Below are 13,585 nucleotides of genomic sequence, written 5' to 3'. Positions count from 1 at the left end.
CTGTGTAAACGGGGTTTTGGTTTAAAAGCTTAATTGACATAATAATAGCGTAAAATGATAGTTTATATTCTTATTTATGAATATAATACATCATATGTTGTAGCCGATGGAGAGCGCCATGCAGAAAACTATATTTTCTATCATGATGTTAATCATAGGGTCTTTTGCCATGTCTGCGACCGCCAATCTAACAGAAGCCTTGCAGACGACGTTTGCCATGTCTGCGACCGCCAATCTAACAGAAGCCTTGCAGACGACGTTTGCCATGAAAGTCACGACCATCGCAGATATGTACCAGCAAGATGTGGATAATCAGGGTCAAGATTATCCAGTGGTTTTGCACCAATATGGCAGCCCAGAGCTAAAAGCGGCCATGCAGCTTGAGCGGGATTATTTTGCTAGAGAGCAAATGTCTTGTCATATTGGTTATGATGTTTTATGGAATTCGCAAGATCCTGATTATGAGCAAGATAAGCAGTTTGCAGTGACCGAGCAAGGATTGGTGCAAGTCAGCTTGGCACAAGGCGATGATGTGTATTATGAACTGTCATGTAAGAGCGTTGATAATGACGTGGCTTGCCAAGTGACGGATGTCATCCTAGATGAGGATGGAAAATCTTTACGCGAGTATTTACTAGAGCATTGTCGTTAGCTGGCGCTTAAGTTTTAAATGAAAATTTTAAAGTCGGTGCTGGTATTAATATTAAATGCGAAGATGAATATTGTAGATGTTTAAGTTTGGCTGGAAACGAACGACAATTATTACAGAGAAAGTTAGATAAAAACATTATGCACTTAACTCTTAAGACCGTTGGTTTGTTTTCGCATAATGTATATTATGTTAAACTAAGGGTACCATACAATAAGTTCATGGGATTATAATTATATGATAAATCCCTATAAAGATTGGTTGATGATTGATTAATTCTCATACGTATTACCTATTCATAAAGTCATCTTCATCACCACTAATACAGTTACTAGCTGAGCTGTCTTAAGGAGTTAATGTACAGAGCTATCATTAATCCTATTGTATTTGTAATCGAGCTTAACGTATTAAACCATGTCGCTAGTTAACCTGTTTGATAAACTTGTTCTACTCATCATTGCTAAGTTTACTACCTTCATACTGCACAATAAGCCCTCTGAATAATCTGTCACTCCTAATCATCACCTAATAAACAAATCACTCATCAATCGATTGTTGGTAGCTTAGCCGACTTCCTGATTAATGCGAATGTGCTTGAACTACGTTAGGTACAGAAGTATTAGCCACCAAGTGACAATCAGCTCAAAGTAAAAGCAATAACCCTTCTGAATGAACCGCCCCGGGATTGTCGGAGACTCAATTTTCTGAGAGAATACGACAATGAAAACACGAAACTATACCCCTGAAATGCAAGAGCGAGCCGTCCGTATGCTAATTGAAGCTAAAGACGACTACCCATCCACCTGGTCAGCCATCAAAGCCATAGCGCCAAAGATAGGTTGCACGCCTGAGACCCTACGATCATGGCATAAAAAGCACATTGATAAAACCATTCCTGCAAACATTCAAGCTCAAAGCCAAGCCGAGCGCATCAAAGAGCTTGAACGTGAGAACAAAGAATTAAAGCAAGCCAATGAAATCATAAGGAAAGCAGCCGCTTTTTTCGCCCAGGCGGAAATAGACCGCAAACCCAAGTAATGGTTGATTTTATAGACGATCACAAACAACAATATGGAGTCGAGCCAATCTGTAGAGTATTACCGATTGCTCCATCCACATACTATCGTGCTAAAGAGCTAGAAGAAAATCCTGAAAAGCGTTCACAGCGTAGTCAGCATGACGACTTCTATCTTAATGAGATTAAACGTATTTGGAAGGACAGCAAATGCCGATACGGTGCTCGTAAAGTCTGGAAGCAGTTGAAGTCCGAAGGTATACATCCTGCACGTTGCACTGTAGAGCGGTTAATGCGTCAGCATGGTATGCAGGGTATTTGGCGAGGTAAAGGTAAGATAACCACTAAGTCTCGTGATGATCAAAAGCGTGCTGATGATTTAGTCAACCGTGACTTCACGGCCCATCGCCCTAACCAGCTATGGGTTGCTGACTTTACTTACGTTAAAACATTGAGTGGTTGGGTCTATACTGCCTTTATCATTGATGTGTTTGCTCGCGCTATCGTTGGTTGGAAAGTATCAGATCGTATGAACACGGATATGGTGATGGCAGCGTTAAATCAAGCCATTGCAGACAGAAATAACCCAAAAGATGTGATTCATCATAGTGATCGCGGCGTTCAGTACTTATCCATTCGCTATACTGATAAGATGGCTGATTCTGGCGTTATTGCATCTGTTGGTACAACCGGTGATTCATACGATAATGCATTGGCTGAAACGGTTAACGGGCTTTATAAAACAGAGGTGATTGAATATTTAAAACAGCAGTGGCGGGATGCGTATGATGTTGAATTAGCAACCCTTGAATGGGTCGATTGGTTTAACAAAACTCGCATTCATAGTACGATTGGTTATGTGTCGCCTTTTGAGTTTGAGAGACGATACTATGATAGTCTTACTGAGTCAGACAAAGCTGCCTGACTCAAGCAATCCACTCTCCGATATAGTCGGGGCGGTTCACTATGAATCAAACAGGCTTCTAGATACTTAGTCTGATATATTTGAGTTTTTACAGCCCAATTGATATCCATTGTCACAAGCCTTGGAAAAGTACTTTTTCGCTATAACTGTATTTCGACGTACGCCTATGCCATTAAGATACATCATGCCAAGGTTATATTGAGATCTAGCATCTCCTTGATTGGCGGCTTTTAGATACCACTTACCGGCTTTAGCATAATCCTGAGGAGCACCTTCGCCATAGCTATAGATTGTTCCAAGTTGGTATTGGGCAGGAACATATTCTTGGTCAGCGGCTTTTGTATACCACTCGATAGCTTTAGGATAATCCTGACGTACCCCTTTACCCTCGTAGTAAGCGTTACCAATGTTGAATTGAGCCTCAACATCGCCTTGGTTAGCTAATTTCTGCCACGCCTCAACGACTTTGGCATCATTTTGACGCACACGCTCGCTTTTTCGATGTGGTACGCCATTGATGAATTTCCTTGGTCCAATTCCTTGGTTAACAGCTTTTATGCTCCACTCTTTATGTTTATCGTAGTCTTCACTTGTACCTGTGCCATCGTAATTGTAGTAAGCCCAAGCAAGTTCGTATTGGGCCTTAGCATAGCCTTGGTTAGCAGATTTCGTGAACCATTCAATAGCTTTAGAGTGATCCTCATCTACCCCTTCGCCATCGTCGTACATGATTGCAAGGTTATATTGAGCAAGATCATATCCTTGGTTGGCAGATTTTGTATACCACTCAATGGCTTTAGCGTTATCCTCGCGTGTACCTTCGCCCTCGTCATACATTACTGCAAGGCTATATTGAGCCTCAGCATCGCCTTGATTAGCTTGTACTGCAATGTCTTCAAATTCTTTTTCAATAGCTGATTTTACGGCTGAAACTACGTTTTGAGAACTACTTATTTGAGTAACAATGGCTTTATGACACCCTGTCAGCAGAATGCCAGTCAGTAAAAATGTTGCTAGCCTTTTTTTCATAGCTGTTCGTCCTGTTCGTTAATCCAGATAACACTACAATTTATCATTTACATGCCTATCGTGATGATCTCAAATACATTATTGGATAGTCTTATTAGGTATACCTTAAAAATGATAACAGCATTACCTTTTTATTCTATAGGGGCTACATCCTCAGTAGCATAACCATCGTAAAATTTTATACGTACTGGTGATTTCATAACTTCTTGACCGATTTTTTTAAGTTGTTCTGGTGTGAACCCTGCTTTTTTTGAATCATCCTCATGCACGTCTATAACAAATAGCCCTTCATCTTCCTTATAACCCATACCTACTAGCATTGGAATACGTTTACGTAATTCTTCAGATCGCGCTTCATAGTTGTCTTTTTGTTCTTGAGTGAGTGGTTTGGATTTAGAATTATCGATAAATTTAACTTTAATGGCAGTTGGTTTTTCAATAAGAGATACAGCATTATCGATATCCATTTGAGTGATAGCAAAGCCTTCTGCCCTCATTTCTTTATCCGCTGCTGACAATATAATAGGTTTGTTCTCTAATTTGTCAGCATTACGGTATATGGTGCGATCAAGTGGCGCACCATCACCAAATAGGCTTACGATGAGCGCAAACTCTGGCTCATTAGTGAATCCAGCATCGTCCAACCTATCAGAAAATTCTTTTTTGATAGCATCAATCTGCTCTTGGGCATCATTCATGACAAGCATACGGCGCATTGCTTCAACATGGCTAACCTCATATGCTCGTGCATAATGCTTTGCATCTATGACTAATGCTTGAGCTTTACTCATAGGGGCAACTTGGGTCTCTTTGCTGTCCTGAGCAACGGTAGAAATAGGAATAACTTCTATCGTTTTATCCTCCTTGGGAATTTTAGAGACAATATCAATACTGCTGTCTTCTGTCGATGTACAACCACTAAGCAAGCTACTAGTAATAAGTAGCGTAGCTAGTGTTTTATTCATTTTATGCTTTGTCATAGTAGATCTTCCCGAGGTATGTTAATACCATTCATTAACCAGATTTTTTCAGCTTTACAAGTCGCTAAAGGTGGGTTTTTCCAATCACTGGCAAATGAAGCCATATTTTTATAGTCAGCTTGTGAGCCACCTACTAAAACAGTATCACCAATTTCAAAAATAAATTCATTGATATCGGATATCGTAAAAGGGTCTTGAGTCCAGGTAATATGTGGGCTACTTACAACGAGTAAGAGGTCATCCATATATAAACAGCCATTCTTTGTGTTCAATACCCCATGAGCCGCAGCGGCATCACCCATATCCGAATCAACATCAAGGGCAGTCACATACACCGTTTGCTGCTTGCGCGTGGGTGCTTCGTTTTCAGTAGGTTTGTTGGCAGCACTCTCATCTTCCACTTTAATAGTTTGGGCATTATGATTAGTATTCGTCATTTCAATGACAGGATCGCAGGCTATAACGGATATCAACAATATCGGCACCATATACCATTTAAATTTTGGTTTCATTATTCGCTCTCTTAAGGCTTATTCACCTGACCCAAAAACAATATCGCATCGGTTTTATTGTCTTTAATCATAAACATAAACGGGTGATTGGCTTTAAATTCGACGGGATAAGACATACCAACGTACATACCTACGGCACCGGCTGCCGCCGCCGCTTCCGTGCCTTTTTCATCGACGGTGACTACCGCTTGATGATAAACCTCATCGAGCTTTATCGGTGGGCCATCAGCATATAAGTTAAATTCAGCCTCATTATTAAACGCTTTTGTCATACCCATATCACCAAGCAACGTTTTCATCTGATAACGCGCATCTAACGTAAACTTTGGCAGTTGAAGGTCCACCTCTTGTCTTACTAAGCCTGCACTCCATTGCTTAATCTTAGTTGCATTTAAACTCTTAGCTAATTGCTGCATAGCAAGTTTATGATTGAGTTTGGGTAATACTACGAGCATAGACAAGTAATCGCCTTTATAAGGCAATTGCACGACCTGTATATGTTTGTCCTCATAATAACTAAAATAAGACTGTTGCTGCATCATCTGGACGGTAGAGGCTCTGCCGATAGCATTATAAAAAGGCTGGGCACTGGTTCTTTCAGCTGTAAAAGGCATGGTCCAATCGCCCTTAAAATAGATGGCATTGGTTAGTACCACGGCAGTATCAGATTTAATGCTACCCTTGGGTAATAATTCAGGAATCATTTGCTTGGTTTTCTCAGCAATTCTTTTATTAATGGTCTGACGCGCAGGATCAGGACTGCCTTCAAAATCAAGAGCGGTCACTTGGCCGCTGTAATAACGTTGCACGGTATCTATGTAAGATTTAGTGGGTGTTAACCCTTGTTGCATCCATAAGTCATTGACCGTAGCAAGCTTGTGGTCGGGATTGGGTTTATTAAATTGATTATAAAGCGCGGCGCTATTAGGGTTGAGGGTAGTCGGCGTCGGATAATGAAACGTCTTTTGGATTTGCGCTTTCGTTTCCCCTTCCGCTGCGGTATAGAGCATGGCCATCGCAGTAGATAAGCTGTACGGTGAGAAAAATACATTTTTATCTGCTTGGTCAGGTTGCCCATTTATCTGCTGGTACATATCAAAGGCGAATTGGTTATTGGCAGTGATGACTTCTTTTATACCTTCAGGCGTTGCGACAGTAGTCATTACCTCAATAGGAGGCGCTTGATGGTTAATAGCTGACTGATTAGGAGTAACCATGCCTGTAACAGCACCCGTTCTATTATTTTTTATGGCGTTGTCACAGCCACTAACACCCAACACTAAGCTGGTAATAGCTAAGGCACTGATAACACGATTATGGGCTGCATATCTAAAATAGCGAAGTGGGTCATTTTGCATATCAGGCTCAACAATAAATTATAATTATAAGAATATCCAAGGCTCAGTAGTGACTGTAATAGCCACACTTTCAGCTGCTGTATAGGGAGCCGCACATATATATTTGGCGGTTTTAGAATAACTGATTTACTCTGTATTCATCATCCCAGTTGTTTTGTATTAACGTTTTTAGCTCCTTTTTACTTTGTAATTTGCTGAAATCTTCCCCGTACCACTCTATTAGAGCGTCCTTTGTTATCTTGTATTCTTGATGATCAAAATTAAACGTTATCCATTCTACATTCTGAATCAACGCAAATAAGTAAGTGGCGTTGTATACCACTGTCTTTTTATGACTCTTTTCTGACTCTGACCCATCATAATTTAAGATAATCCCATAGGGTGTCTCTTTCGTTTTGAGCTCGAGGCCCTTGAAGTTATCTGATTGCATAGAGTGGTTGACAATATTTATGACTGCACTATTATCACCAACATAGGCATTCTTGTATTGAAACACATCTTCTTCATTGGTCTTCGTATTACATCCACTAGCGACTGAAATCACCAACAGTGAACACGATAATAATTTAAGCCTTTTTTTCATAATGTCTCATCAACAGTCAGTTAAGTCTTAGTGCCGTCATTCGCTATTTTAAGGTTTGTTCACTTGCCCTAAAAACAATATCGCATCGGTTTTATTGTCTTTAATTATAAACATAAACGGATGATCGGCTGTAAACTCAACTGGCTGATCTATAGGAGCAGAAGCTTCCGTTGCTACAATGGCTGTTGCTGCTGCCGCCTCTGTCCCTTTCTCATCGACGATGACCACTGCCTGATGATAAACATCATCAACTTTTATCGCTAGCGGCTCATCAAATAGTTTGAATTTAGCTTTGCTTTGAAAGGCGCTTGGCATACCCATATCTGAAAGCAAACCTTTCATATCATAACGCTCTGCAAGCTTAAACTTTGGTAAGGAAAGATTCACTTCTTGAGCGACTAAATCTTTATTCCACTTTTTAATCTTATCAGCGCTCAAATCACGCACCAGCTGCTGCATTGCAGCTTTGCCTTTTGATTTGGGTAATACCACTAACATGGATAAGTCATCGCCCTTGTAAGGCAATTGCACAACCTGCACTTGCTTGTCCTCGATATAACCGAAATCAGTCTGCATATTCATCATTTTGACATCAGAGGGTTCGCCTGTGAGGGGATAAAAAGGCTGCTCAGAGGTGCTATTTGCCTCAAAAGGCATTTTCCAGTCGCCCTTAAAGTAAACCGCGTTGGTTAATACTGCGACAACGCTAGATGGAATGCTTCCCTTTGGTAGTAACTCAGGAATCATCTGATTGGTATGCTGAGCAATTTTTTTATTAATAATGAGCCGCGAAGGCTCAGGACTGCCGTTAAAATCAAGATTGGTCACTTGACCACCATAATAGCGTTGAACGGTGTCGACGTAGGACTTGTTAGGCGTTAGCCCTTGTTGCATCCATAAATCATTGACTGTGGCGAGCTTATAATCAGGATTGGGTTTATTAAATTGATTATAGAGCGCGGCGCTATTAGGGTTTAGAGTATCCATCGACGGATAATAAAAGGTCTTTTGAATTTGCGCTTTCGTTTCCCCTTCCGCTGCGGCATACAGCATGGCCATCGCCGTAGACAAACTATAGGGTGAGAAAAACACGTTGTCATCTGCTTGATCAGGTTGACCGTTGATCTGTTGGTACATATCAACAGCGAACTGGTTGTTAGCAGTCGTGACTTTTTCGATGCCGTCTGGTGTTGAAGCGGAATCGTCAGCGGCAATAAAATCAACCGGACTATCTGCTTGAGCGTCAGCGTTGCTTTTAGCTTTATCTGGTAAGGATAATTTGCCTGTAGTTGATGCGGTATTGGCTACACTGTCATTAGACTTAGAATCTTTCATAGTACTGTCACAGCCACTGACCACAAATAATAGACTACTGATAGCCAATGCACTTATGATACGGTTACCATGTGCTTTTTTAAGATAACAATACTGATTATTCTTCATATCTGCTTCACTAATAATGTAGAGTTAAGATGATGCCATTCTAGTATCATCTCTATACAATCGTTTAGTGTAGTTTGGTAAGCGCGCTGTACTGAACCTAAGAATGCCTAAAAATAATTAGCGAATAGCTACATTATTGATTTTGCATGATTTCTAATGAAGTAGCAGTGGTGTTAGTCAATCGTAAAAGCGAGAGAAATATGGTTTTTAATAAGAATGTTCTAATAGGATTGATGAGCATGCTTTTGATATCTTGCTCATATTTTGAGAAGGATAAAGGTAAAATTATCATAAATAACGAAAGCCCTTATCTCATATCTGACGTACGCGTCAAGTATACCAGCTCCAAGAGAATGGACTTAATCGGAGATTTGCCGCCTAACTCCTCCTATCGCTATGCTATCCAATACACAAGCTATGAAGATTCAATATCTATTGACTATACTGATCAGGATAAGAAGACCTATTCTAGAGATGCAGTGCCCTATGCCGCTTCATACGATAAAGAACGATATACATTTACTATAAGATAAAAATGGTCTATACAGCAGACAGTTAAATGGTTGTATAGCTGATAAATCATGATTTAATACAGATCATTAGAGATTGAGCACTCGCAAAGCTTAACGAGTACTTGCACTTGAATACACCCATTCTATTTCTTGTTTTTAGTATTTTTTCTTGTGTTAAACAAGGTTATAGCAAATAGAATAATTGCCAAGGTATTAACTACAGCATAATTGTATTGATTAATTTTTTGAATGAATAAAAGATACCAAAACAACGCCACACAAATTATAGTAAAAGCAGGTAAGATATATTTTTTCATTTTGAAACTCCTTTTTTCCTTAAAATAATAGATATCAGAGTGATTTCACCATCCTAATATCGATTATTTTGGTATCCTCGTATGGCTCTTCACTATGCTTACCGTCAGATTTAAAACCAATTTTTTCATAGAAGCTAATCGCAGTCAGATTGGTTTTTAGCACCCATAACGACAAGCTAATACATCTATTGTGCTGAGAAATATCATCTATTGCTGAATTCATTAGTGTGGTGCCAAGCCCCAGACTTTGATATTGAGGCAGAATGTATAGGGTCGTTATTTCACATTCACTGTCCTTCGCATTCACTGTCCTTCGTAAAGTAAGAAATAAACCCGACATTATTATTCTCAGCATCGTAGGCTATCCATGTGCTCACACCAGAGCTAAGGATTACTTTTCCCCACATCTCTACCTTTTGAGATAACTTATTCTCTTTATCACGATAGGTTTTGGGCAAAAGGTCTACATAGGTAGCATGCCAACTTGTGAAATGTATATGAGCAATATCTGAGACGTCATTTTGATTGGCCTTACGTATAAAAAACATGCTGCACTCCATAAGCTGGTTCTTTTGGTGATAACAATAAGTCTGACTCATTTATGGCTGATATTGAAAAAGCTCTAAAAGATAGCAAGAGTATTATATGTTAGCAGAGTTGATACCAGTAAGAAGGCGTTACTTGCTGGATAATTGTGTCTCGATTTTAAAGGATATTAAAAGTCTTGATCTATAAAATTATCTCAAACAAGCATTTGCGTATAGCATTAGTATTTTTACTGATTCAGCAAATTATTGTGGCGTCATCAACGTATTTTATTGCTCGCCTTGCACAAAGTCTGACCGAGGACACTATTTCAATTTTATATATGGTGCTATTTGCCGTCTCTTTAGTAGCGGTTTATGTGCCTGCATATTTTTGTGTTACCAATACAGAGCGCGCCAAGTATGACGCTCATAAACTGTATAACGATCGCTTTCATACTATATTTTTAGGCAAGACATATTTGTTATCCAGCGACGAGTTACAGAGTACAGCAACGACAACACTCGCTCAAGAAAGCAACTACACCCTTGAGACAGTCATTGATAGTATTTTTGATATTTCAGCTTTGGTACTCAATGTCTTATTTAACGTGTTGGTCATTGCTTGGTTTTTAGATGGTACGTTACTGCTTGGTTATGCAGTAGGTATTATTTCTGCCTCCATGTTTGTGCATTTCAGACGACACACCCTAAAAATGGCTGCCAAAACAGACCAGCAATCACGGCTGAGTTTAACCACCAAACTTTTTGACAGTTGGGATAACGTCGTTATTTTTAATAAGCATAATTACACGCTCTATAATAATATTGTTCAAAAAAGCTTTGCAACAGCCAAGAATAATAGCGTTAAATCCACCTCGATCCAGCACATCAATTCAAGCTTAGGCATGATCATATTGATGCTGCCTGTCTTTGTGGTCACTGCTTTTATTTTTAATAAAAATTGGCATGATGCTGCGACGATGGCTGTGCTAATTGCCACGCTGCCAAGACAAATTCAGCTATTGCAAATGTGCTATGCCTTGATTGGCTACCATACCAGTATTGGCGTTATCAAAACGATGCTAGATGGTATTTTAGAGGTTTTACAACCTGCCACTGTGGATTTAGATACCTACATTCAGGCAGACCAAATACGTGTGAAGCAAACAGGGGATATTTTTGATTCAACACAATTACCCAAGCAAGGTAGAGTAACGTTGGTTGGTAATAATGGCGTTGGTAAATCTTGTATGTTGCTTAAGCTCAAAGACCACTACCAAGAACAGGCTTACTATTTACCTGCCAAGCACAATTTGTATTTCAATTACAAAACAGACAAAGCCCATAGAGGTTCAACAGGCCAACAACTCATCAAGCAAATTCAAGAAATTAGAGAGGACGACCAAAGTACGATTGTCATGCTTGATGAGTGGGATGCCCATTTGGATAAGGATAATACCCAAATCATAGATCAATATCTTGATGAGCTTTCCCAAACAAGACTAGTAATGGATGTTAGGCATTGAGTTAAAAAGCGCTTAATCGGCTTTATAGGGATACGGTAGAGTACACTGATGTTATCTCAATAACCTAAAACCCATCATCTTTAAAAACTAAATTCCTTATTTAGAGAGTTTCTGAAGATAATCACAACTCGCTTGGTAATCGTTATCGCAAGATACTTCTAACCACTCTTTTGCCATAGCTTTGTCTTTATTAACACCCAACCCCTTATAATACATCAGCGCTATAAGATACTGAGCGCGTTCACTACCTTTGCTCCATGACCCATCAACCGTACTACGGTATCTATTTTTGGCCGCTTGTTCATACCACTTGAAGGCTTGAGTATAATCCTGAGTGACGCCAATCCCATCATAATACATATCACCCAACTGATATTGTGTCAGTAAATGCCCTTTACTCATCTCTCCACGACCCAAGAAGTAACTATTACTCGCCGCTTTTTTGAACCAGCTTAAGGCTACATCATAGTCTTGTACAACATCTATTCCCTCAAAGTACATTTTCCCTAGACGGTATTCGGCATGAGTCTTTCCAAGACCAGTATAACTCTCCCGACTAGCCGCTATCTCAAACCATTCTTTTGCTTTGATCTTATCCTGAGTAACCCCTAAGCCGCGATCGTACATGACTCCCAAGTTATATTCAGCATCAGTATCACCTTGAGCAGCAAGCTTTTCAAAGATATGAAAGGCCTTTTTATAATCTTGGGCAACACCTAAACCGCTATAATACATAAGCCCCAAGCTATACTCAGCATACATTTTTGTGTATTGAGCCTCCATTTTTTCATTATCAGCGGCCTTCTGATAATAGGTAAAAGCCTGACTGTAGCTTTGAGGCGTACCTGCACCATGATAGTACATCTCTCCAAGTCGATACTGAGCCTGCATGTCATCAGTATCGGCTAAGGTCTTATATAATTTAAAAGCCTTGGCGTAATCCTGAGGTACGCCATACTTACCCGCATAATAGATATAGGCAAGATTGGCTATTGCAGAGGTATGCCCGTTATCAGCAGCTATCTGATACCATTTGATCTTGTTTATAGGATCATAAGCTTGGAGACCCAGCATGAATTGAGCAGGAGCATATCCTCGAATGGCAAACCATTCATACGGTTTCCTGCTATCTTCGGGCAAGTCTAAATTCTCTAAATATAGCTTGGCAAGCTGTTGCTGAGTATAGTTGCCTTCTAGCTGTTCAGTTGCTTCTTCTGCTATATAATCAGCTGCTATAGCGGATACAGACAGCCCGAACGATAATACCGAGATTGTTATATTCCTCATTAAATTCTGTTTGAATCTTTGCATATTAAATCGCTCCAAAATACACATTGCTATAGCTTATTCACCTGACCTAAGAACAATATCGCATCGGTTTTATTGTCTTTAATCATAAACATAAAGGGACGATTGGCATTAAACTCAACGTCATAATTAGCTGAGACGACTACTGGCACTATACTTGTAGCAGCTGCCGCCACTGTACCTTTTTCATCAACCTCAACCACCGCTTTATGAATAATAGAATCTACCGCTAATGACTGCTCGTCATTGAATAAGCTAAAGTCAGCGCGACTATCAAAAGCGATTGGCATTCCCATTTCAGCCAGTAGCCCATCCATTTTATAATCTTGTTCCATTTTAAACTTAGGCAGCTGCAGGTCGACTGCTTTTATTTTCATATTGTGAGTCCACTGACCAATTTGATCGGCACTTAAATTCTTAACCAATGCCTGCATAGCAGCGGCTTCTTTTGATTTTGGCAAGATGATCAGCATCGACAGGTCATCGCTTTTATAAGGCAGCTCTACCACTTGTACTTGCTCATCTTCCGTGTAATTAGAGTTTTCTATGCTATACATAAAATTCGTATCGGTGATTGTGCCATTGAGGTTATAAAAGGGTTGAGTACTACCTCGTAGACCTAGAGGTTGTGCCCATTGGCTTTTAAAATAAACAGCATTGGTTAATACAGCAGCGGTAGATGACTTGATACTCCCTTCTGGCAGTAGTTCAGGAATCATCTGCTTGGTATGATTAGCGATGGTTTTATTGATGGTCTGACGTGATGGCTCGGGACGGCTCGCAAAATCAAGAGTGGTGACTTTACCACCGTAATAGCGCTGCACCGTATCCAAATAAGTTTGATTGGGGCTCAAGCCTTGATGTATCCATAAGTCATTAACCGTGCTTAAGTCATAATTTG

At 39.9% G+C, this 13,585-nt stretch carries 13 protein-coding genes and 1 other annotated feature; of the genes, 4 read left to right on the top strand and 9 right to left on the bottom strand.

All coding sequences use genetic code 11. The features are described from left to right. Positions 1–118: 118 nt before the first annotated feature. Both A7325_RS05600 and A7325_RS05590 read left to right on the top strand, forming a co-directional pair. Positions 119–652, top strand: coding sequence for a hypothetical protein (locus A7325_RS05600; RefSeq protein WP_068405441.1), 534 nt, complete (start codon positions 119–121; stop codon positions 650–652). 717 nt (positions 653–1,369) lie between these two features. Beyond that, a protein-coding gene (locus A7325_RS05590; RefSeq protein WP_413771792.1) for an IS3 family transposase occupies positions 1,370–2,589 on the top strand; the annotation gives its coding sequence in 2 pieces (ribosomal slippage) (positions 1,370–1,646 and positions 1,646–2,589; 1,221 coding nt in all). Beyond that, positions 1,645–1,761: a sequence feature (AL1L pseudoknot), on the top strand. Its footprint overlaps the gene before it by 117 nt. Positions 2,590–2,655: 66 nt before the next feature. On the opposite strand, the gene A7325_RS05585 is transcribed toward A7325_RS05590, so the two are convergent. The 6 genes from A7325_RS05585 to A7325_RS05560 form a co-directional block, all read right to left on the bottom strand. Continuing rightward, entirely contained in the window at positions 2,656–3,618 is a 963-nt protein-coding gene (locus tag A7325_RS05585) for a tetratricopeptide repeat protein (protein ID WP_082894302.1), read from the bottom strand. 131 nt (positions 3,619–3,749) lie between these two features. Then, positions 3,750–4,598, bottom strand: coding sequence for a hypothetical protein (locus A7325_RS05580; RefSeq protein WP_156508502.1), 849 nt, complete (start codon positions 4,596–4,598; stop codon positions 3,750–3,752). Then, positions 4,595–5,110, bottom strand: a complete 516-nt coding sequence (locus tag A7325_RS05575) for a hypothetical protein (protein WP_068405430.1) — start codon at positions 5,108–5,110, stop codon at positions 4,595–4,597. The genes A7325_RS05580 and A7325_RS05575 overlap by 4 nt, the downstream gene beginning before the upstream one ends. Positions 5,111–5,121: 11 nt before the next feature. Beyond that, positions 5,122–6,468, bottom strand: a complete 1,347-nt coding sequence (locus A7325_RS05570; protein ID WP_068405427.1) for a serpin family protein — start codon at positions 6,466–6,468, stop codon at positions 5,122–5,124. A 112-nt stretch (positions 6,469–6,580) separates the two neighbouring features. Further along, positions 6,581–7,051: a DUF4825 domain-containing protein gene (locus A7325_RS05565; RefSeq protein WP_068405424.1), complete on the bottom strand. Its 471-nt coding sequence runs from the start codon at positions 7,049–7,051 to the stop codon at positions 6,581–6,583. A 48-nt stretch (positions 7,052–7,099) separates the two neighbouring features. After that, the gene (locus A7325_RS05560; protein WP_068405421.1) at positions 7,100–8,494 is read right to left on the bottom strand and encodes a serpin family protein; all 1,395 of its coding nucleotides are present in this window, start codon (positions 8,492–8,494) and stop codon (positions 7,100–7,102) included. A 146-nt stretch (positions 8,495–8,640) separates the two neighbouring features. Here A7325_RS05560 and A7325_RS05555 point away from each other — a divergent pair, with 146 nt between their 5' ends. Continuing rightward, positions 8,641–9,027 (top strand): hypothetical protein, encoded by a 387-nt coding sequence (locus A7325_RS05555; protein WP_226928955.1) that lies wholly within the window; start codon positions 8,641–8,643, stop codon positions 9,025–9,027. Between the two features lie 330 nt (positions 9,028–9,357). Here A7325_RS05555 and A7325_RS13960 read toward each other — a convergent pair whose 3' ends face one another. Continuing rightward, on the bottom strand, positions 9,358–9,663 hold the full coding sequence (locus A7325_RS13960) for a GNAT family N-acetyltransferase (protein ID WP_227514947.1): 306 nt from the start codon (positions 9,661–9,663) through the stop codon (positions 9,358–9,360). Between the two features lie 528 nt (positions 9,664–10,191). Here A7325_RS13960 and A7325_RS05545 point away from each other — a divergent pair. Continuing rightward, entirely contained in the window at positions 10,192–11,376 is a 1,185-nt protein-coding gene (locus A7325_RS05545; RefSeq protein ID WP_227514946.1) for an ATP-binding protein, read from the top strand. A 96-nt stretch (positions 11,377–11,472) separates the two neighbouring features. Here the strand turns inward: A7325_RS05545 and A7325_RS05540 are convergent, their stop codons facing one another. Together A7325_RS05540 and A7325_RS05535 are read right to left on the bottom strand one after the other, a co-directional pair. Then, complete coding sequence (locus A7325_RS05540) at positions 11,473–12,687, bottom strand: SEL1-like repeat protein (RefSeq protein WP_197488875.1); 1,215 nt, start codon at positions 12,685–12,687, stop codon at positions 11,473–11,475. 26 nt (positions 12,688–12,713) lie between these two features. Continuing rightward, positions 12,714–13,585: serpin family protein (locus A7325_RS05535; protein WP_197488874.1), on the bottom strand; the 872-nt coding region annotated here is incomplete at its 5' end.

It is taken from the genome of Psychrobacter sp. SHUES1, from assembly GCF_001652315.1.
Taxonomy (GTDB): Bacteria; Pseudomonadota; Gammaproteobacteria; order Pseudomonadales; family Moraxellaceae; genus Psychrobacter; species Psychrobacter faecalis.
This window is presented reverse-complemented; position numbering and strand designations above follow the sequence as displayed.